The 20,071-nt window shown below is 69.7% G+C and carries 15 protein-coding genes; 8 read left to right on the plus strand and 7 right to left on the minus strand.

Translation table 11 applies throughout. The annotated features are described in order from the left end of the window. Positions 1 to 168 precede the first annotated feature (168 nt). The 5 genes from ABD932_RS42365 to ABD932_RS42385 are packed head-to-tail and all read right to left on the minus strand — an operon-like array spanning position 169 to position 5,818. On the minus strand, positions 169 to 1,479 hold the full coding sequence (locus ABD932_RS42365; RefSeq protein ID WP_345021677.1) for a DUF58 domain-containing protein: 1,311 nt from the start codon (positions 1,477 to 1,479) through the stop codon (positions 169 to 171). Next, positions 1,479 to 2,468, minus strand: coding sequence for an AAA family ATPase (locus tag ABD932_RS42370; protein ID WP_107083980.1), 990 nt, complete (start codon positions 2,466 to 2,468; stop codon positions 1,479 to 1,481). Before ABD932_RS42370 ends, ABD932_RS42365 begins: the two co-directional genes overlap by 1 nt. Further along, entirely contained in the window at positions 2,468 to 3,670 is a 1,203-nt protein-coding gene (locus tag ABD932_RS42375; protein ID WP_345021679.1) for a DUF4350 domain-containing protein, read from the minus strand. The genes ABD932_RS42370 and ABD932_RS42375 overlap by 1 nt, the downstream gene beginning before the upstream one ends. Next, entirely contained in the window at positions 3,667 to 4,476 is an 810-nt protein-coding gene (locus ABD932_RS42380; protein ID WP_425587596.1) for a DUF4129 domain-containing protein, read from the minus strand. Before ABD932_RS42380 ends, ABD932_RS42375 begins: the two co-directional genes overlap by 4 nt. Before the next feature lie 4 nt (positions 4,477 to 4,480). After that, positions 4,481 to 5,818, minus strand: coding sequence for a DUF7847 domain-containing protein (locus ABD932_RS42385; RefSeq protein WP_345021683.1), 1,338 nt, complete (start codon positions 5,816 to 5,818; stop codon positions 4,481 to 4,483). 140 nt (positions 5,819 to 5,958) lie between these two features. On the opposite strand from ABD932_RS42385, the gene mtnA reads away from it, so the two are divergent. The 7 genes from mtnA (at position 5,959) to ABD932_RS42420 (ending at position 15,046) form a co-directional block, all read left to right on the plus strand. Beyond that, a complete protein-coding gene (mtnA, locus tag ABD932_RS42390) occupies positions 5,959 to 7,110 on the plus strand; it encodes an S-methyl-5-thioribose-1-phosphate isomerase (protein ID WP_345021684.1) in 1,152 nt (383 codons plus the stop codon). A gap of 190 nt (positions 7,111 to 7,300) precedes the next feature. Further along, positions 7,301 to 7,990, plus strand: coding sequence for a two-component system response regulator MtrA (gene mtrA, locus ABD932_RS42395; RefSeq protein WP_187822996.1), 690 nt, complete (start codon positions 7,301 to 7,303; stop codon positions 7,988 to 7,990). A gap of 1 nt (position 7,991) precedes the next feature. After that, the gene (gene mtrB / locus ABD932_RS42400) at positions 7,992 to 10,067 is read left to right on the plus strand and encodes an MtrAB system histidine kinase MtrB (protein WP_345021687.1); all 2,076 of its coding nucleotides are present in this window, start codon (positions 7,992 to 7,994) and stop codon (positions 10,065 to 10,067) included. Then, positions 10,057 to 11,895: an LpqB family beta-propeller domain-containing protein gene (locus ABD932_RS42405; protein ID WP_345021709.1), complete on the plus strand. Its 1,839-nt coding sequence runs from the start codon at positions 10,057 to 10,059 to the stop codon at positions 11,893 to 11,895. Before mtrB ends, ABD932_RS42405 begins: the two co-directional genes overlap by 11 nt. A 250-nt stretch (positions 11,896 to 12,145) precedes the next feature. Continuing rightward, positions 12,146 to 13,090, plus strand: coding sequence for a ComF family protein (locus tag ABD932_RS42410; protein WP_345021689.1), 945 nt, complete (start codon positions 12,146 to 12,148; stop codon positions 13,088 to 13,090). A gap of 315 nt (positions 13,091 to 13,405) precedes the next feature. Further along, the gene (gene hpf, locus ABD932_RS42415; RefSeq protein WP_407698495.1) at positions 13,406 to 14,098 is read left to right on the plus strand and encodes a ribosome hibernation-promoting factor, HPF/YfiA family; all 693 of its coding nucleotides are present in this window, start codon (positions 13,406 to 13,408) and stop codon (positions 14,096 to 14,098) included. Between the two features lie 201 nt (positions 14,099 to 14,299). Continuing rightward, a complete protein-coding gene (locus tag ABD932_RS42420) occupies positions 14,300 to 15,046 on the plus strand; it encodes a response regulator (RefSeq protein WP_345021691.1) in 747 nt (248 codons plus the stop codon). A gap of 12 nt (positions 15,047 to 15,058) precedes the next feature. Here the strand turns inward: ABD932_RS42420 and ABD932_RS42425 are convergent, their stop codons facing one another. After that, complete coding sequence (locus tag ABD932_RS42425; RefSeq protein ID WP_345021693.1) at positions 15,059 to 16,255, minus strand: winged helix-turn-helix domain-containing protein; 1,197 nt, start codon at positions 16,253 to 16,255, stop codon at positions 15,059 to 15,061. A gap of 81 nt (positions 16,256 to 16,336) precedes the next feature. After that, a complete protein-coding gene (locus ABD932_RS42430) occupies positions 16,337 to 16,933 on the minus strand; it encodes a GNAT family N-acetyltransferase (RefSeq protein WP_345021695.1) in 597 nt (198 codons plus the stop codon). A 286-nt stretch (positions 16,934 to 17,219) separates the two neighbouring features. Here ABD932_RS42430 and secA point away from each other — a divergent pair, with 286 nt between their 5' ends. Continuing rightward, positions 17,220 to 20,069: a preprotein translocase subunit SecA gene (gene secA, locus ABD932_RS42435; RefSeq protein WP_345021697.1), complete on the plus strand. Its 2,850-nt coding sequence runs from the start codon at positions 17,220 to 17,222 to the stop codon at positions 20,067 to 20,069. Positions 20,070 to 20,071 lie beyond the last annotated feature (2 nt).

Below are 20,071 nucleotides of genomic sequence, written 5' to 3' on the forward strand. Positions count from 1 at the left end.
CAGCGCCGATGGTACTGCAGGGGGGACCCTGTGGGAGAGTAGGACGCCGCCGAACAAAATTTGAGAAAGCCCCCGACCGGGGATACCGGTTCGGGGGCTTTCTGCATTTCTGGTTCGTGCGCGGTTTGGTCTTTTGGGGAGAGCCCGTCAATCGGACTCCCCCATGGATTACAGACGTCCTGCCGTCTTGAGGGCCAAGTAGGCGTCCGCCAGGGCCGGCGCGAGTTCCTCCGGTGTTGCGTCGACGACCGTGACGCCGTGACGGCGGAGCTGTTCCGCCGTGCGGTGGCGTTCGCTCTGGGCCTGGGCGGATGCTGCTGCCTCGTACACCGCGTCTGTGTTCCCGCGTGCTGTTGCCATGCCTGCGATGTGGGGGTCCGCTACTGATGCCAGCAGAACTGTGTGGCGCTTGGTGAGCTGAGGCAGGACAGGGAGCAGGCCCTCTTCGATCGGGGCGGCATCGAGCGTGGTCAGCAGCACGATCAGGGAGTGGCGGGGCGCCGTACGGAGAGCTGTCGCCGTAAGGCCTCGGGCGTCCGTTTCGATCAGCTCGGGTTCGAGCGTGGCCATCGCGTTGACCAGGGAGGGCAGGACATCGCTTGCTGTGCGGCCCTGGACGAGTGCGCGTACTCGGCGGTCGTAGGCGAGGAGGTCCACGCGGTCGCCGGCTCGGGAGGCGAGGGCGGCCAGGAGCAGTGCTGCGTCCATGGAGGCGTCGAGGCGTGGAGCGTCGCCGACGCGTCCTGCCGAGGTGCGGCCGGTATCCAGTACGAGGAGGATGTGGCGGTCGCGTTCTGGGCGCCAGGTGCGTACGGCGACCGTGGACTGCCGGGCCGTAGCGCGCCAGTCGATGGAGCGGGTGTCGTCGCCGGGGACGTACTCGCGCAGGCTGTCGAATTCTGTGCCCTCGCCGCGAGTGAGAACGCTCGTGCGGCCGTCGAGTTCGCGTAGGCGGGCCAGTTTGGAGGGCAGGTGCTTGCGGCTCGTGAAGGGGGGCAGGACGCGTACCGTCCAGGGGACTTTGTGGGTGCCCTGGCGGGTGAAGAGGCCAAGGGGGCCGTACGAGCGAATCGTCACGCGGTCGGACTGGCGGTCGCCGCGGCGGGTGGGCCGTAGGCGGGTCGTGATGCGGCGGCGTTCGCCGGCGGGGATCGTCACGCGGTGGCGGGAGGCCGCCACCTCTGTGCCTGGCTGCCAGCTGCTGGGCGGCCAGGCGTCGCGGAGGTGGGCGCGGAGCGGGCGGCCGGACGGGTTGGTGATCGTGAGGGTGACGTCGGCTGTCTCGCCCAGGCGGACGGAGGTGTCGCCGGAGCGCATCAGGCCCAGCCGTCGTACCGGTGCTGCCAGGGCGAAGTCGCAGGCGCAGGCCGCGGCCAAGGGTGCGTTGACCGCGAGGATGCCCGTCCAGCTTGGGTCCCAGATGCCTACGGGGAGGGAGCCTAGGGCCGCGAGGAGCGCGGCGCGTCCGGTGAGCGCCATCAGCGGGGCACGGGGACGTGGGCGAGGATCGCGTTGATGACGGAGTCGGCTGTGACGCCTTCCATCTCGGCCTCGGGGCGGAGCTGCACGCGGTGGCGGAGGGTGGGGAGGGCCAGTGCCTTGACGTCGTCCGGGATGACGTAGTCGCGGCCGGTCAGCCAGGCCCATGCTCGGGCGGTGGCCAGGAGGGCCGTGGCGCCGCGCGGGGAGACGCCCAGGGTCAGGGACGGCGACTCGCGGGTGGCTCGGCAGATGTCGACCACGTAGGCCGTGATCTCCGGGGAGATCGTTGTCTTGGCCACCGCCGCGCGTGCTGCTTCGAGGTCTGCGGGGCCCGCTACGGGGCGTACGCCGGCGGCGCGCAGGTCGCGCGGGTTGAAGCCCTCGGCGTGGCGGGTGAGGACGTCGATCTCGTCCTGGCGGGAGGGGAGCGGGATGGTGAGCTTGAGGAGGAAACGGTCCAGCTGGGCCTCGGGGAGGGGGTACGTGCCCTCGTACTCCACCGGGTTCTGGGTCGCTGCGACCAGGAACGGATCGGGGAGCGGGCGGGGCGTGCCGTCGACCGTGACCTGACGTTCCTCCATGGCTTCCAGCAGGGACGACTGGGTCTTCGGCGGGGTGCGGTTGATCTCGTCGGCGAGGAGGAGATTGGTGAAGACCGGGCCGGGCTGGAAGGAGAACTCGGCTGTGCGGGTGTCGTAGACGAGGGAGCCCGTCACGTCGCTCGGCATGAGGTCGGGGGTGAACTGGACGCGCTTGGTGTCGAGTTCGAGTGCGGATGCGAGGGCGCGGACGAGCAACGTTTTGGCGACCCCAGGGACTCCTTCTAGGAGAACGTGTCCGCGGCAGAGGAGGGCGACGACGAGGCCGGTCACGGCGGGGTCCTGGCCGACCACGGCTTTGGCGATCTCGGCGCGCAGGGCTTCCAGGGAGGCACGGGCGGTGCCCGGGTCCCCGGTGTTCCCGGCGTTGTCAGTGGTCGGGTCCATCATGGACGGCGTACCTCTCTTTCGAGGGCGTCGAGTTGGTCTGCTAGGGCGATGAGGGCCGTGTCGTCGCTGGGCGGCGGGCCGAAGAGGAGCGTGTGCAGGGTCTGTCCGTCTCCGTGGTTGTGGAGGTGGGCGGACAGAGCGGGGAGCAGGGCCTCGGGCGCGTGCGCCTGGGTGATGGGGACACCGACCAAGGGGGCGAGGCGCGTGCGGGTGGTGGAGCGAAGAGCGGCGGCCGCGCGGTCGCGGGCGTTGGCCTTGCGGTAGAGGCGGGCGCGGCCTTCGACGGTTTCGGAGGCGCGGATCGCCACGGGGAGTTTTTCGGGCACCAGAGGGCCGAGTCGGCGTGCCCTCCAGAGGGCGGCCAGGGCTGCGGCGATGAAGAGCTGGAGCGTGCCCCAGAGCCAGCCGGAGGGGAGCAGGTCGAAGAAGCTGCGTTCGTCGTCCGAGTCGGCGGCCGACGCGTCGGAGAGCGAGGGGAGGTACCAGACCAAGTGGGGGCGGGAGCCGAGGAGTTGGAGCGCGAGGGAGGCGTTGCCCTGCTCGTCGAGACGTTCGTTGTAGAGGATGTCGGGCGCGCCGAGGACGATGGAGTCGCTGTCCCCGGTGCTCTCCGGGACGCGCAGCAGGGTGGCCAGGCGCTCGCTGGGGTAGCACTCGTCGGCGTCGAGGTGGGTGGTGGTGTAGCGGACTCCGCCCAGGTCGGCGGTGCCCGCGCGCTGGGCGGCGGGCAGGGCGCAATCAGGGGAGAGCTCCGAGTCGAGGCTGGTGGCGGGGTCCGCGGTGACCCCGGGGACGAGTCGTTCGACGGACCAACTGCCCGGGGCGACGAGGACGGTTCGGCCGCCGGAGCCGGCGGTCGTCGAGCGCAGCCAGGACTGTTGACGGTGCGTCAGCAGGTCGGGGGAGGCGACAAGGAGGGTGGTGTCCGCAGCGGCCGCCGCGCGTGCCTCGTCCAGGGTGGTGACCACGCGTGTGTCCACGCCGCGGTCGGCGAGGAGTTCGGCGACTGCTCGGCTGCCCTTGGGGTCGGCGGAGCGTGGGTCGAGGGTGCCGTGCCGGGTGTCGGAGCGGATCGTGGCGATCACGACGGCTGCCACCAGCAGGAGCACGACGGCGAGGGTGATGCCTCGCGCGCGGGTCCATACCTGGCGTGCGGTGGGCGAGGCCGAGGTGGACGGGAGCGTGTCCTCGGTCGTCATTCGGCGGCTCCCTGGCGGGCGTTGTGGGCCGTGCTGGGGGCGCTGTTCGCGAGCTGTGGCTTGCTGCTCTCCAGGCCGCGGTCGAGTTCGGCGATGCGCTGGTACGCCTGCTGGGTCGCAGTGCGTCCGCCGTATGTGACGTCGTCGAAGTCCCGGGCCGCGGCGCGCAGTCGGTCCGTGTGGGAGGGCAGTGAGCGGCCTGCTTCGGCGGCGGCCTCGTCCGCGGTGCGGCCGGGGCGGACGTCAAGCAGGGCGCGCTCCTCGAGGGAGCGGACGATGGCGCGCATGCGTTCCTGGACAGCCTGGTTCCAGTGGCCCTGGGCGGCGTGTGCTTCCGCGGCGGCCCGGTGTTCGGCGGCGCTGCGGGGGCGGTCGTCGAACAGGGCGGCGGAGGAGGTGGGTTCGCGGCGTGGGGTGCCGAGGCGCCACCACAGGGCGCCGAGGACCGCGAGGACGACCAGGATGACGACGACCAGGCCGACCGGGCCTCCGGGTGTCACGGTCGCGGCACTGCTGAAAAGGTCCTCGACCCAATCCCAGAAGGCATCCAGGGCACGCTGGAACCAACTGGGCTCGTTCTCGTGGTACATGCCCTTGGACAGCTCGCGTCGGGCCGCCTCCCGCGCGGGATCGCGTGGGATCGTCAGCGGCGGCTCGTCGTCGGAACGCGCGAGCAGTGCCAGGAAGGCTGTGTCGCCGGAGCGCGACAGCGACGGTGTGACCATGTCGCCGGTGCGCGGCAACGCGCGTACGACTGCCTCAGGCAGCGCTGACGCCGTTGTGAGAACTCCCCCCGCCAGGCTCACCGGCTCAGCTCCCCGGGGTGCCGGTGCCGTAGCCCTGGACGCCGGCTGCTCGGGCCAGTTCGAGGTCGAGGGCCTCACGGCGGATGCGCTGGTCGATGTAGAGCAGGACGGTGACGCCGGCCGTGATCGGGAAAGTGATCATGGAGCCGATCACCGAGCCGACGCCGCTGACGATGAGGAACGTCCAGCCGAGCTCGGAGGTGCCTTCGAGGAAGCTGGTCGCGCCGTCGCCGCTGAGGGCGCCGGCGAGGAAGGTGAAGGGGATGACGACGATCGCCGCGACGATGTTGGCGATGATCGTGGCGAGCAACTGGATGCCGAAGACTCGCCACCAGGAGCCGCGGACCAGCTTCGCGGAGCGGCTCAGGGCCTTCATGATGCCCTGCTTCTCCAGCATCAGCGCGGGCGAGGCGAGGGAGAAACGGAACCACAGCCACAGCGCGACGATGCCGGCGCCGAGGATGCCCAGGAAGGCGAGTGCCGCGCCGCCGTCACCGGAGCCCGAGGCGGCCACCAGGATGCCGGGGAGAGCACCTACGAACACCAGGCCGAAGGTCATGAGCAACAGCAGGAAGAGCAGACCGAAGAGCCGCAGCACCTGAGGGCTTGCGTCGCGCCAGGCCTCGCCGGTGGTCACCGACTTGCCGAGCACCGCGCGGCTGGTGACCGTCGTCAGCAGGGCGGTCGCGATGATCGCGCCGATCACCGAGATCAGGAAGATCACGCTGGAGCTGAGCAGGGCGTCGCGTGTGGCGCGAGCCAGCTCGCTGAGGGTGGCGCTCGGGTCGTTGAGGGCCTCGGTGCTGGCGAGGTCGTTCAGGACGAAGCCCTGGAGGAGAATCACGAGGATCTCCGTGACGATCGCGACGGTCAGCGAGATACCCAGGACCGTGCGCCAGTAGGTGCGCATGGTGGAGACCGCGCCGTCGAGGATCTCGCCGACGCCCAGTGGACGCAGCGGGATCACGCCGGGCTTGGCAGCGGGCGGAGGGCCTCCCCAGCCGCTTCCCCAGGCGCCGTATCCGCCCGGGGCGCCGTAGCCCGCGTGGCCGCCGCCGTAGCCGCCGTATCCGCCGGGGCCGGCAGGCGGGGGAGGACCCCAGCCCGGGCTGGGCGGTGGGGGTGGCGGGGTCTGGCCGGGAGCCTGGGGGCCCGTCGGGGCGGACCACTGGCCGGGTGGCGGCTGCTCCTTGGACCACTTCGGGCCGGCGTCCTGTGGGTCCGGTCCCGGCTGCTGTGCGGGGTCGGGACGGTCCGCGGGCTCCGTGGGGCCGGACGCGCCGGGTTCCTGTCCGTCGGACGGGGCGGATCCGGGCGAGGCCCAGCCCGGAGTGTCGTTCATCGTCGCTCCTTCACGGTGCCCGTCCGCGGGCGCGGCGGCAGGTTGGCAGCCATCGTGCCATGGGGTGGTCGACGAGGTACCGGCCGCGGTATGGGCTGCACACCTTCAATTGTCCGCCGGACAAGGGGCAGACTGACCGCATGGCTGATCAGTACGCGCAATCCGGCGAGGAAGACAGGCCGACGGAGACACCGGCGATCCGGTGGGACGAACCACCCGAGGGGCCCGTTCTGGTGCTTCTCGACCAGACGAGGCTGCCGGCGGAGGAGGTCGAGCTGGTCTGTACGGACGCGCCCGCGCTGGTGGAGGCGATCCGTTCGCTCGCCGTGCGCGGGGCGCCGCTGCTCGGGATCGCCGGGGCGTACGGGGTCGCGCTCGCCGCCGCCCGCGGATTCGACGTGGACGACGCCGCGGAGTCGCTGGCGGGTGCCCGACCCACAGCCGTGAATCTCGGTGTCGGCGTGGGACGGGCCCGGTCCGCGTACCGGGCCGAGCTCGCGCGGAGTGGAGACGTCGAGCAGGCCGCGGCTGCTGCCTTGAGCGCTGCGCGGGCGTTGCACAAGGAGGACGCCGAGGCCAGCGCGCGGATGGCAGAGCGTGGGCTGGCGCTGCTGGACGAGCTGTTGTCCGGCGGTGCGCATCGCATCCTCACGCATTGCAATACCGGGGCACTGGTGTCGGGCGGGGAGGGCACGGCGTTCGCGGTGGCCCTCTCGGCGCACCGGGCCGGGCGGCTCAGGCGGTTGTGGGTGGACGAGACACGGCCGTTGCTGCAGGGGGCTCGCCTCACGGCTTATGAGGCGGCGCGCAACGGCATGGCGTACAGCTTGCTCACGGACAACGCGGCGGGCTCGTTGTTCGCCGCGGGGGAGGTGGATGCGGTGCTGATCGGGGCGGACCGCATCGCGGCCGACGGTTCGGTGGCGAACAAGGTGGGGAGCTATCCGCTCGCGGTGCTCGCGCGGTACCACCATGTGCCGTTCATCGTGGTGGCGCCGCTGACGACGGTGGATCCGGCGACGCCGGACGGGGCGTCCATCGAGGTCGAGCAGCGCCCTGGGTTCGAGGTGACCGAGGTCGTGGCGCCTCAGGTGCCGGTGGCGGGAGCGGAGCCTGGTGGCGGGATTCCGGTGGCGCCGCTGGGGACGCAGGCGTACAACCCGGCGTTCGATGTGACGCCGCCCGAGCTGGTGACGGCGATCGTCACGGAGGAGGGAGTTGTGTCGCCCGTGACGGCTGAGGCTCTGGCGGAGCTGTGTGCCAGGGCGAGGTCGGTGACGCAGAGCTGGTGACACAGAGCTGGTGACACAGAGTTCGTGAGGCAAGGGCCGGAAACGGCCGGGCGGGGCAGAGGGGGCTAAACCCGCCCAAAGGTAACGCCGTGTGATCGCGGCAAGGGCAGACAGTGGCGACCGCGTACGACTAAGGTCACTGGCCGGTGACCTATCTCACCACTGCCTTCGCCACTGTTATGAGAATGGGATGATGGCATTCATGAAGGGACGAGTCCTTGTCGTCGACGACGACACCGCACTGGCCGAGATGCTCGGCATCGTGCTGCGTGGTGAAGGTTTTGAGCCGTCTTTCGTAGCCGACGGCGACAAGGCGCTGGCCGCATTCCGGGAGACCAAACCCGATCTTGTGCTGCTCGACCTGATGCTGCCCGGTCGGGACGGTATCGAGGTGTGCCGCTTGATCAGGGCGGAGTCCGGGGTGCCGATCGTGATGCTCACGGCCAAGAGCGACACCGTGGATGTGGTGGTCGGTCTGGAGTCCGGTGCCGATGACTACATCGTGAAGCCGTTCAAGCCGAAGGAGCTCGTCGCCCGTATCCGGGCGCGGCTGCGGAGGTCGGAGGAGCCGGCGCCGGAGCAGTTGGCCATCGGTGACCTCGTGATCGACGTGGCCGGGCACTCCGTTAAGCGGGACGGGCAGTCGATCGCGCTGACGCCGCTGGAGTTCGACCTGCTGGTCGCGCTGGCCCGTAAGCCGTGGCAGGTGTTCACGCGTGAGGTGCTCCTGGAGCAGGTGTGGGGCTACCGGCACGCTGCCGACACCCGGCTGGTCAACGTGCATGTGCAGCGACTGCGTTCCAAGGTCGAGAAGGACCCGGAGCGTCCGGAGATCGTGGTGACCGTCCGTGGCGTCGGCTACAAGGCAGGGCCGAGCTGACATGTCCGGGGACAGTGCCGCTGCGGCCCCCGGTCGGACCGGGGCCCGTCCGGAGCGGCCTGTCGGCCGGAAGGGGTCGGGCTCCCGATGGGGACGGTTCCTCGAGGGCGGGCTGCTGCAGGGTGGAGTCCAAGGCAGCCCGGTCCTTCGTCTTCTGCTGCGCTGGGTGCGTCGGCCGCTGCTGCCCGTCATGCGGCTGTGGCGGCGCAACATCCAGCTCAAGGTCGTCGTCACGACCCTGCTGATGTCGCTGGGTGTTGTCCTGCTGCTGGGCTTCGTGGTCATCGGGCAGGTGCGCAACGGGCTGCTGGACGCCAAGGTGAAGGCCTCGCAGAGCCAGGCCACGGGCGGGTTCGCGGCGGCCAAGCAGCGGGCGGAAGAGGCGGCGGCCGGAACCGCCGACGACGGTTCGGCGGCGGACGAGCGTTTCGACCAGAACGTCAGCCCGTGGATGACCGACCTCGTCTCCTCGCTCTCCAGTGGCGGGCAGGGCGCCTTCGAGGTGGTGACGCTCCCGACCACCGCGGGAAGTGACACCGGAGGACGCGGGCGGCGTGGCTCCGGCTTTGTCGACCCGACGGCGAGCGTGCCCGAGGCACTGCGTGAGCGGATCGACAGCGCTACGGGCGCGTTCCAGAGCTACACCCGCATCGTCTACCTGCGCGCGGCGCACAAGGATTCGCAGCCGGCCCTGGTCATCGGCAAGCAGGTCAACGACCCCAACGACGACCCGTACCAGTTGTACTACCTCTTCCCGCTGACCCAGGAGGAGAAGTCGCTCAGCCTGGTCAAGGGGACGCTCGCCACCGCCGGCCTCTTCGTCGTCGTACTGCTCGGGGCCATCGCCTGGCTCGTCGTGCGCCAGGTCGTCACACCGGTGCGGATGGCGGCCGGGATCGCCGAGCGGCTGTCGGCCGGGCGGCTGCAGGAGCGGATGAAGGTCACCGGCGAGGACGACATCGCGCGGCTCGGTGAGGCCTTCAACAAGATGGCGCAGAACCTGCAGCTGAAGATCCAGCAGCTGGAGGACCTGTCGCGGATGCAGCGGCGGTTCGTGTCCGACGTCTCGCACGAGTTGCGGACGCCGCTGACGACCGTGCGTATGGCTGCCGATGTCATCCATGAGGCGCGGGAGGACTTCGATCCGGTGACCGCCCGGTCGGCGGAGCTGCTCACCGACCAGCTGGACCGGTTCGAGTCGCTGCTCGCCGACCTGCTGGAGATCAGTCGCTTCGACGCGGGTGCGGCGGCGCTGGAGGCCGAGCCGATCGACCTCAGGGAGGTCGTGCGGCGCGTGGTCACCGGGGCCGAGCCGCTCGCCGAGCGCAAGGGCACACAGATACGGATCCTCGGCGACCAGCAGCCCATCGTCGCCGAGGCCGATGCCCGGCGTGTCGAGCGGGTGCTGCGCAATCTGGTCGTCAACGCCGTCGAACACGGCGAGGGCAGGGATGTCGTCGTCAAGCTCGCGGCTGCGGGCGGTGCGGTCGCCGTCGCGGTGCGGGACTACGGCGTCGGGCTCAAGCCCGGTGAGGCGACCCGTGTCTTCAGCCGCTTCTGGCGGGCCGACCCGGCACGCGCGCGTACCACGGGCGGTACGGGTCTGGGGCTGTCCATCGCGCTGGAGGACGCGCGGCTGCACGGCGGCTGGCTGCAGGCGTGGGGCGAGCCGGGGGGCGGCTCGCAGTTCCGGCTGACGCTGCCGCGGACCGCGGACGAACCGCTGCGGGGCTCGCCGATACCCCTGGAGCCCAAGGACTCGCGGCGCAATCGAGGACTTGATGACGCCGGTCTGCCGTCCGGCGGAGGTGAGAAGGCCGCGACGGTGCCGGCGCAGCCCACAGGTGACCAGTCGGCCCCGATGTCGTCGAGGGACCCGATCGCGTCACGGATGGGCACTGCGGTCCCCAAGGCCGATCCGACGGCGTTGCCCGGCAACGGCGCGCGTGTGGTCCCCCGCCCCGCGTCCGGTACGCGTCGGCAGGACGACCCGCCCGGTGCGGAAGGGCCGCCGAGTGAGGAGGCCGGGCAGGCCGAGGAGTCGAGAAAGCATGGGGAGGCATCTCGTGGGCGCTGACCGCGAGGGGGGCGCCCGGCGCACGCCGGGGCGCACGGTGGCGTACGTCGCCTGTGGCGCCGTACTGCTGGCGGGGTGTGCCTCGATGCCCGACAGCGGCGATCTGCGGGGCGTCGAGTCCACGCCGCGCCAGGACACGCAGGTGCGGGTCTTCGCCATGCCTCCGCACGAGAACGCTTCGTCCTCGGAGATCGTGTCGGGCTTCCTGGAGGCGCTGACCAGCGACGATCCGAACTATGAGATAGCGCGCAAGTACCTGACCAAGGAAGCCTCGGAGAATTGGCGGCCCTTGCTGTCCACCACGGTGCTCGCCGACGGGCCGGGCGTCGAATCCGACCGGGTGGGGGGCCGTGAGGAGACCGAGAGTCTCTCGTACACGCTGACCGGCGCCAAGGTGGCCACGGTCGACGCGCAGCAGTCGTACTCGCCTGTCGGCGGGAACTACAGCGAGACGATGCATCTCACCCAGGACAAGAAGACCAAGCAGTGGCGCATCGATGTGCCGCCGCGCGGGGTCGTCATGGGCAAGTCGGACTTCCAGCGCAACTACATGCCCGTCGACAAGTACTACTTCGCCACGAACACCACGCTCGGGACCTCCCCGCACACGGCGGCCGTCGCCGATCCCGTGTACGTGCGCAGGAACGTGGATCCCATGACGGAGATGGTGCGTTCCCTGCTCAAGGGGCCCACCAGCTGGCTCGATCCGGTGGTCAGGTCGAGCTTCCCCACCGGTACGGCGTTGAAGGAAGACGGCGACGCGCTGACCCCCAACGACCAGAACATCCTGACCGTGTCGTTGAACGACAAGGCGGCCCGGGTGGGGCTGACCAAGTGCCACGAGATGGCGACGCAGCTCCTGTTCACTCTGCAGAACCTCACCCCCACGGTGGACGAGGTCGAGCTGAAGGCGGGCGGCAGGCAGCTGTGCACGCTCAAGGAGGAGGGAGCACAGGCCGTGGCCGCGCGCGGGTCGGTGGAGCGCGCCGAATACCTGTACTTCCTGGACGCCAAGCACCGGCTCGTACGGCTGGCCGCCGCCACCAACGACACGCATCCCGATGCCGTGCCGGGTGCCCTCGGGGAGGGCGAGAAGGAGCTCGGGTCGGTAGCCGTGTCGCGTGACGAGGACATGGCGGCGGGGGTCGGCCTGGACGCCAAGGAGCTGTACGTCGGGGCGCTGGTGTCGGGCGGCCCGCTCGGGGAGCCCGAGCTGACCAGCGAGGGCAGGACGCAGGACGAGCGGTTGTCGGCGCCGAGCTGGGACGCCCAGGGTGACCTGTGGGTGGCGGACCGTGATCCCCGCAAGCCCCGGTTGCTCCTGCTGGAGGAGGGCGTGGGCGATCCGCTGGTGGTCAAGACGCCGGGGCTGGAAGGACGCATCGAGTCCGTGCGGGTGGCCGCCGATGGAGTGCGGATCGCGCTCGTCGTGAAGAAGGGCGACACGTCGTCGCTGCTCATTGGGCGGATCGAGCGGGGCGAGGACGGCAAGGACGGGGAGCGAGCGGCCGTGTCGGTGCACGAACTGCGTTCCGCGACACCGGAGTTGGAGGAGGTCACCGCCATGTCGTGGGCCGGGGACAGCCGGCTCGTGGTGGCCGGGCGTGAGAAGGGCGGCGTCCAGTCGATGCGTTATGTGCAGGTGGACGGCTCGACACCGGAGGGGCCCGTGCCCGCGGCTCTCAGTGGCGTGAAGGAGATCACCGCGTCCGAGGACACGCGGCTGCCTCTGGTCGGCTACTCGGAGGACGGGATCGTGCGACTGCCGTCCGGGATGCCCTGGCAGAAGGTGGTGACGGACGGGACGGCGCCGGTTTACCCGGGGTGACGTCGTGCCCGGGCCGCGCCGTTGAGGTGCGCGGACGGTGAGATTGGCGGCCGCTTCCGGCCGGAGGAGGACTCCGGTTGGGGGCGGTCGCTTTTTCGTAGGGAGGTGGGAGGTCCGCTCCAGGTGATTGCTCGGGGATTTCGGCGTGGCTGTGGGGCGGAAGAGGGCGTCTGTGTGACCAACGAGGTTTTCCACAGGGAGTTATCCACAGGGGTGGCCGGTCGGCTCGGGCATTGGCACAGTGGTGGGCATGCGGGGGTGGTGGCAGGACCTCACCGACCTGGTGCTGCCGGCCGAGTGCGGCGGCTGTGGAAGGTCTCGCACCGTGCTCTGCCCGGAGTGCCGTGCCGTCCTCGGCGGGGCCGTACCGAGCCGGGTGCGACCGGTGCCGGAGCCTTTCGGGCTGCCGGTCGTGCACGCGGCGGCCCGGTACGCGGACGCGGTGCGGGCGGCGCTGCTGGCTCACAAGGAGCGCGGCGCGCTGGCGCTCGCCGCGCCGCTCGGGACGGCTCTGGCGGGGGCTGTACGGGCGGGGCTGCGGGAGGCCTGTGCGGGTGGCGGTGCGGGGCGGTTCGGGAGAGCTGGTGCGCCTGTGCTGCTCGTACCTGTTCCGTCCGCGCGTGGGGCTGTGCGGGCGCGGGGGCATGATCCGGCGCGGCGGATCGCGCTCGCGGCCGCGGGTGAGCTGCGGCGGGCCGGGATGCCGGCGCGGGTGCTCGCCGTGCTGCGGCAGCGGCGTGCGGTGGCCGATCAGTCGGGGCTCAACTCCCGGCAGCGGCTGGACAATCTCGCGGGCGCGCTGGCGGTGGCTCCCGGGGGCGCCCGGCTGCTCGCCGGTGGTCCGGTCGTGCTCGTCGACGACCTGATGACGACGGGTGCGTCCCTGGCGGAGGCGGCGCGTGCCGTGCGGGCGGCTTTGGCGGAGGGAGGGAGCGTATACGGCGGAACGCCGGCGGAGGCGGACGCGTATGGACGGGTGGCCGTGGAGTTCGGTGCGCACGGCGACAGCACAACCGCTGTGTACACGGCGGGAAGTCGGGAAAACACAGGGGAACAGAGAGCTGGATCAACGAAGGGCGTCGTGCGGCGGGCGGGCGAGAAGCCAGGAATCATGGGTGCCGGACGGGCCGGTGACCTGATGTGCGCGGCCGTGGTCGCAGCGACACCGGATTCTTTCGAAATAAACCGGAACTGACCGCGAACTTGCATCGTTGCAGGTAACGAGAGGGTCAATTCACCTGAACGGAGGTACGCCGCAGTAGAGGGTGACGACATCCGTCCGGGCGAGATATGTTCGGTTGTGAGGGAAAGGCGCAGGCCATCCCCGTCATATCCGAATGCCGGGCTGCGGGTTTTACGCATTGACCCGCGGCCATGGGGTGGAGATCTTGCCCATGGGGGAGGAGGAGGTGGAAGTCACCGAGTCCGAGGTTCCGGGGCTCACCGGAGCCTGGTGCAAAAGGGAGATGCTCCGCCGATGGAGCGGAGCGATCCGGGAACGGAGTTCTGCGTGGACATCGTCGTCAAGGGCCGCAAGACCGAGGTGCCCGAGCGGTTCCGCAAGCACGTGGCCGAGAAGCTGAAGCTGGAGAAAATCCAGAGGCTCGATGCCAAGGTGATCAGCCTCGACGTCGAGGTGTCCAAGGAGCCCAACCCCCGACAGGCCGACCGCAGCGATCGAGTGGAGATCACGCTCCGCTCCCGCGGTCCGGTGATCCGGGCGGAGGCAGCGGCCAGCGATCCGTACGCGGCGCTCGACCTGGCGGCGGAGAAGCTGGATGCCCGGCTGCGCAAGCAGCACGACAAGCGTTTCTCACGCCGAGGCGCACGCCGACTCACGGCGGCCGAGGTCCCCGACCACGTTCCGGGCGTGGCGACGCTCAACGGGAACGGCCACACCTTCCAGACGGAAGAACCGGACGGCATTCCCACCAAGAAGATCGGCTCGCTGGAAGTGAAGGGCGAAGGCCCTCTCGTCGTACGCGAGAAGACGCACGTCGCCTCCCCGATGACCCTCGACCAGGCCCTCTACGAGATGGAGCTGGTCGGGCACGACTTCTACCTGTTCGTCGACTCCGAGACCAAGGAACCGAGTGTCGTCTACCGGCGGCACGCCTACGACTACGGCGTCATCCACCTCAGCACTGACCCGATGGTCACCCAGGCGCAGGCTCCCGCGGCAGGTGGCACGCTGGGCGGCTGACCCACCCGGCTGACAGCTGAGCCGGTGCCCCTGGAGCGCGCGTGCGCCCCCAGGGGCACCGGTGTGCGACCACTTCGCGCCCCGCTCGTCACCGTAGTGTCGGGCGGGCATGAAATCATGGCCGCACCGGCCCAACCGGTGGGCCGTTGCCTTGGTTTGGCGATGGCAAAGGACCAGCCACAGCCTTCAGGGGGAGGAACGATGGCGGACAGCTTCGGACCGATGCGGGACGACGATGCCGACGGTGATGTCGTCGGCATGGGCTCGAACGCGGGCTCTCCACGCAAGGAACCGATCAGAGTCCTCGTCGTGGACGACCATGCCCTCTTCCGTCGTGGACTGGAGATCGTGCTCGCCGCCGAGGAGGACATCCAGGTCGTGGGGGAGGCGGGCGACGGCGCGGAGGCCGTGGACAAGGCCGCGGACCTGCTGCCGGACATCGTCCTGATGGACGTTCGCATGCCCAAGCGGGGCGGGATCGAGGCCTGCACCTCCATCAAGGAGGTGGCCCCCAGCGCGAAGATCATCATGCTGACGATCAGTGACGAGGAGGCCGACCTCTACGACGCGATCAAGGCGGGCGCGACCGGTTATCTCCTCAAGGAGATCTCCACGGACGAGGTGGCCACCGCCATCCGTGCGGTGGCCGACGGGCAGTCCCAGATCAGCCCGTCCATGGCGTCGAAGCTGCTCACCGAGTTCAAGTCGATGATCCAGCGCACGGACGAGCGTCGGCTCGTGCCCGCGCCGCGGCTGACGGACCGCGAGCTGGAGGTTCTCAAGCTCGTTGCCACCGGGATGAACAACCGCGATATCGCGAAGGAGTTGTTCATCTCCGAGAACACCGTGAAGAACCATGTGCGCAACATCCTGGAGAAGCTGCAGCTGCACTCCAGGATGGAGGCCGTGGTGTACGCGATGCGGGAGAAGATCCTCGAGATCCGGTGACCGCGGGAGCGCTCAGGTGGTGGCGCGGGTGAGTTCCTGCACCAGGGGCTCGCGCAGCTCCGGCGCGTCCACCCGTTCCACGCGTACGTCCGTGCAGTCCACCCAGCCGGCCGCCTCGACAAGGGCCTGGGCCACCGCGGGGACCGCCTTCGGGCCGTCCAGGGTGACCTGCTTGGCCACCAGTGTGCGGCCGTCACGGGCCGGGTCCACGCGGCCGACGAGATGGCCGCCGGCCAGGACGGGCATCGCGAAGTAGCCGTGGACCCGCTTCTGCTTGGGGACGTAGGCCTCCAGCCGGTGGGTGAAGCCGAAGATCCGCTCCGTACGTGCTCGTTCCCAGATCAGCGAGTCGAACGGGGACAGCAGCGTCGTACGGTGGCGGCCGCGCGGGGGTGTTTCGAGGGCCGCCGGGTCGGCCCAGGCCGGCTTGCCCCAGCCCTCCACCGTGACCGGGACCAGGCCCGAGTCGGCGATCACCGCGTCCACCTGTTCGCCCTTGAGGCGGTGGTAGTCGGCGATGTCCGCGCGGGTGCCGACGCCGAGGGACTGGCCGGCCAGGCGGACCAGGCGGCGCAGGCACTCGGTGTCGTCCAGTTCGTCGTGCAGCAGTGCCTCCGGGATGGCGCGTTCGGCGAGGTCGTACACGCGCTTCCAGCCGCGGCGCTCGACGCAGACCACCTCGCCGTACATCAGGGCGCGTTCGACGGCGACCTTCGCGCCCGACCAGTCCCACCACTCGCTGGTTCTCTTCGCGCCGCCCAGTTCGGTTGCGGTGAGGGGGCCCTCCGAGCGGAGTTGTTTGATCACCTGGTCGTAGGTGCCGTCGGGGAGGTCGTGGTTCCAGTGGGGGCGGTTGCGGTAGGCGCGGCGGCGGAAGGCGAAGTGGGGCCACTCCTCGACGGGGAGGATGCAGGCGGCGTGAGACCAGTATTCGAAGGCGTGCGGTGCGGACGGCGCGCCCTCGGAGGCGGTCGTCCAGTACGCCTTCTCGACCGTCTTGCGGCCCACCGAGCCCAGGCGGGCGTACGGGATGAGTTCGTGGGAGCGGGCCAGGACCGAGATGGTGTCGAGCTGGACCGCGCCGAGGTGACGGAGTATGCCGCGGACGCCGGACCTGCGGTTGGGCGTGCCGAGGAAGCCCTGGGCTCTCAGAGCGATGCGGCGGGCTTCGTCTGCCGAGAGGTCGGTGGTGGGGCGCGGGGTGGTCATGGGATCGGACGATAGAGGGTGGCACTGACAACGCGGGGTGAGCTGGGGGTTTGGGGCTGAGTACCCTCCATGGGCGTCGGGTCAGGGACGGCTGGGCCTGGCTTTCCGGGGCGGGGCGGGCAGGTAGGGCGCCGTTGACGGGAGGCCCAGATCCGACGGGAGGAAGGAACCCACCCAGCAGTCGCGACGTACGCCCTGGTGCGCGATCGCGGAGCGGAGGGTGCCCTCCAGGGTGAAGCCGGTGCGTTCTGCCACTGCGCGGGAGGGGGTGTTGCCGACCTCCGCGCGCCATTCCACGCGGTCGATCGCCATGTGGCTGAAGGCCCAGCGGGAAGCGGCGAGGACCGCCTCGGTGATGTAGCCGTTGCCGCGGTGCTCCTTCGTGCCCCAGAAACCGATCTCGGCATCGCTCATGGAACGCATCGTCAGGCCGAGCATGCCCACCAGGTCCTCCCCTTCGGGGAGGAAGAGGCCCCACGTGAACATCGAACCGTTGTTCCAGCCCTCCGGGACCAGTTGGTGCGTGAAGCTGTGGGCGTGTTCGTACAGGTAAGGGGAGGGGATCGTGGTCCAGCGCAGGATGTCGGGGTCCTGGACGGCTTCGTACACGGCATCGGTGTCCCGTGGGCCGACCGTGCGCATGAGGAGGCGGTCCGTGGTGAGCGTGACGGGTTCCATCGGCCGATTCTGCTCGGGGCCCGTCAGGAGCGCCATTCTTTATGCGCTGCGTGAACCATGCGGTGTGTGAGCGTGTGATCGCGTTTCGCACAATTCGTTGGCGGAACGCGGCACCATCCGCGACCCCCGGCCGTTGTCCACTTTGACGGAGATTTGAAGCGGCGGATCGTCGTCGCCCCCGGCAGGCTCCCGGCGCGGCGGGGTCCTCGCATACGATGGCCGTTGCTCAGACAAGTCAAATGGAAACCGACCGTCCCAGGCCCGACCGGCAAGGAGACCAACCCCCGTGTCCGTCCTCTCGAAGATCATGCGTGCAGGCGAAGGCAAGATCCTGCGCAAGCTGCACCGCATCGCGGACCAGGTCAACTCCATCGAAGAGGACTTCGCTGCCCTCTCCGACGCCGAGCTGCGGGCCCTCACCGATGAGTACAAGCAGCGCTACGCCGATGGTGAGAGCCTGGACGACCTGCTGCCCGAGGCCTTCGCCACCGTTCGCGAGGCCGCCAGGCGTGTCCTCGGCCAGCGCCACTACGACGTGCAGATCATGGGTGGCGCGGCCCTCCACCTCGGCTACGTGGCCGAGATGAAGACCGGTGAGGGCAAGACGCTCGTCGGCACCCTGCCCGCGTATCTGAACGCGCTGGCCGGCAAGGGCGTCCACCTGATCACGGTCAACGACTACCTGGCCGAGCGCGACTCGGAGATGATGGGCCGCGTCCACAAGTTCCTGGGCCTGGAAGTCGGTTGCATCCTCGCCAACATGACGCCGGCCCAGCGCCGCGAGCAGTACGCCTGCGACATCACGTACGGCACGAACAACGAGTTCGGCTTCGACTACCTGCGCGACAACATGGCGTGGTCCAAGGACGAACTCGTCCAGCGCGGCCACAACTTCGCCATCGTCGACGAGGTCGACTCCATCCTCGTCGACGAGGCCCGTACGCCGCTGATCATCTCCGGCCCGGCCGACCAGGCCACCAAGTGGTACGGCGACTTCGCCAAGCTGGTCACGCGTCTGAAGAAGGGCGAGGCCGGCAACCCGCTCAAGGGCCTCGAGGAGACCGGCGACTACGACGTCGACGAGAAGAAGCGCACGGTCGCCATCCACGAGGCCGGTGTCGCCAAGGTCGAGGACTGGCTGGGCATCGACAACCTCTACGAGTCGGTGAACACGCCTCTGGTGGGCTACCTGAACAACGCCATCAAGGCCAAGGAACTGTTCAAGAAGGACAAGGACTACGTCGTCATCGACGGCGAAGTCATGATCGTCGACGAGCACACCGGCCGTATCCTCGCCGGCCGTCGCTACAACGAGGGCATGCACCAGGCGATCGAGGCGAAGGAAGGGGTGGACATCAAGGACGAGAACCAGACGCTCGCCACGATCACCCTCCAGAACTTCTTCCGCCTCTACAAGCGCCACGACCACAACGGCAAGGAACAGCCCGGCCTCTGCGGCATGACCGGTACGGCGATGACCGAGGCCGCCGAGTTCCACCAGATCTACAAGCTCGGCGTCGTCCCGATCCCGACCAACCGGCCGATGGTCCGCAAGGACCAGTCGGACCTGATCTACCGCACCGAGGTCGCGAAGTTCGAGGCGGTCGTCGACGACATCGTCGAGAAGCACGAGAAGGGCCAGCCGATCCTCGTCGGTACGACGTCGGTCGAGAAGTCCGAGTACCTCTCGCAGCAGCTCAGCAAGCGCGGGGTTCAGCACGAAGTGCTGAACGCCAAGCAGCACGACCGGGAGGCGATCATCGTCGCCCAGGCCGGCCGCAAGGGTGCCGTGACCGTGGCCACCAACATGGCCGGCCGTGGTACCGACATCAAGCTCGGCGGCAACCCCGAGGACCTCGCCGAGGCGGAGCTGCGCCAGCGCGGCCTCGACCCCGAGGAGCACATCGAGGAGTGGGCCCACGCCCTGCCCGCGGCCCTGGAGCGGGCCGAGCAGGCGGTCAAGGCGGAGTTCGAGGAGGTCAAGGAGCTCGGTGGGCTCTACGTCCTCGGCACCGAGCGGCACGAGTCGCGCCGTATCGACAACCAGCTGCGTGGTCGTTCCGGCCGTCAGGGCGACCCCGGCGAGTCCCGCTTCTACCTGTCGCTCGGCGACGACCTGATGCGCCTGTTCAAGGCTCAGATGGTCGAGCGCGTGATGTCGATGGCGAACGTCCCGGACGACGTGCCGATCGAGAACAAGATGGTCACGCGCGCGATCGCGTCCGCCCAGTCGCAGGTCGAGCAGCAGAACTTCGAGACCCGTAAGAACGTCCTGAAGTACGACGAGGTCCTCAACCGCCAGCGTGAGGTCATCTACGGCGAGCGCCGCCGCGTCCTGGAGGGCGAGGACCTGCACGAGCAGGTGCAGCACTTCATGGACGACACGATCGACGCGTACGTCGCTGCGGAGACCGCCGAGGGCTTCGCCGAGGAGTGGGACCTGGACCGGCTGTGGGGCGCCTACAAGCAGCTCTACCCGGTGAAGGTCACCATCGAGGAGCTGGAGGAGGCGGCCGGCGACCGTGCCGGTCTCACCGCCGAGTTCATCGCCGAGTCCATCAAGGACGACATCCACGCGCAGTACCAGGAGCGCGAGGCGCAGCTCGGCTCCGAGATCATGCGTGAGCTGGAGCGCCGGGTCGTGCTGTCGGTCCTGGACCGCAAGTGGCGCGAGCACCTCTACGAGATGGACTACCTCCAGGAGGGCATCGGCCTGCGCGCGATGGCGCAGAAGGACCCGCTGGTCGAGTACCAGCGCGAGGGCTTCGACATGTTCACCGCGATGATGGAGGGCATCAAGGAGGAGTCCGTCGGCTACCTGTTCAACCTGGAGGTCCAGGTCGAGCAGCAGGTCGAGGAGGTCCCGGTCGAGGACACCAAGCCGGTGGCCGACCTCGAGAAGAAGGACGCGGTGCCGGCGCAGGCGGGCGCGCGTCCCGAGATCCGCGCCAAGGGGCTCGAGGCTCCGCGCCGCCCTGACCGGCTGCACTTCACCGCGCCCAAGGTCGACGGCGAGGGTGACATCGTCGAGGGTGACTTCGAGAACGGCGACGAGCCGGTGCGTTCCGAGGCCGACGGTCTCACGCGCGCGGAGCGGCGCAAGCAGTCGCGTGGTGGGCGGCGCCGTAAGAAGTAGCG

Origin of the sequence: Streptomyces shaanxiensis (assembly GCF_039537145.1) — a bacterium.
Classification (GTDB): domain Bacteria; phylum Actinomycetota; class Actinomycetes; order Streptomycetales; family Streptomycetaceae; genus Streptomyces; species Streptomyces shaanxiensis.

What these genes read in the sequence shown, in the direction of transcription:
- ABD932_RS42365 (WP_345021677.1), bottom strand. Translation starts at nt 1,479, where the DNA reads ATGGCGCTCACCGGACGCGCCGCGCTCCTCGCGGCCCTAGGCTCCCTC.
- ABD932_RS42370 (WP_107083980.1), bottom strand. Translation starts at nt 2,468, where the DNA reads ATGGACCCGACCACTGACAACGCCGGGAACACCGGGGACCCGGGCACC.
- ABD932_RS42375 (WP_345021679.1), bottom strand. Translation starts at nt 3,670, where the DNA reads ATGACGACCGAGGACACGCTCCCGTCCACCTCGGCCTCGCCCACCGCA.
- ABD932_RS42385 (WP_345021683.1), bottom strand. Translation starts at nt 5,818, where the DNA reads ATGAACGACACTCCGGGCTGGGCCTCGCCCGGATCCGCCCCGTCCGAC.
- mtnA (WP_345021684.1), top strand. Translation starts at nt 5,959, where the DNA reads ATGGCTGATCAGTACGCGCAATCCGGCGAGGAAGACAGGCCGACGGAG.
- mtrA (WP_187822996.1), top strand. Translation starts at nt 7,301, where the DNA reads ATGATGGCATTCATGAAGGGACGAGTCCTTGTCGTCGACGACGACACC.
- mtrB (WP_345021687.1), top strand. Translation starts at nt 7,992, where the DNA reads ATGTCCGGGGACAGTGCCGCTGCGGCCCCCGGTCGGACCGGGGCCCGT.
- ABD932_RS42410 (WP_345021689.1), top strand. Translation starts at nt 12,146, where the DNA reads ATGCGGGGGTGGTGGCAGGACCTCACCGACCTGGTGCTGCCGGCCGAG.
- ABD932_RS42420 (WP_345021691.1), top strand. Translation starts at nt 14,300, where the DNA reads ATGGCGGACAGCTTCGGACCGATGCGGGACGACGATGCCGACGGTGAT.
- ABD932_RS42425 (WP_345021693.1), bottom strand. Translation starts at nt 16,255, where the DNA reads ATGACCACCCCGCGCCCCACCACCGACCTCTCGGCAGACGAAGCCCGC.
- ABD932_RS42430 (WP_345021695.1), bottom strand. Translation starts at nt 16,933, where the DNA reads ATGGAACCCGTCACGCTCACCACGGACCGCCTCCTCATGCGCACGGTC.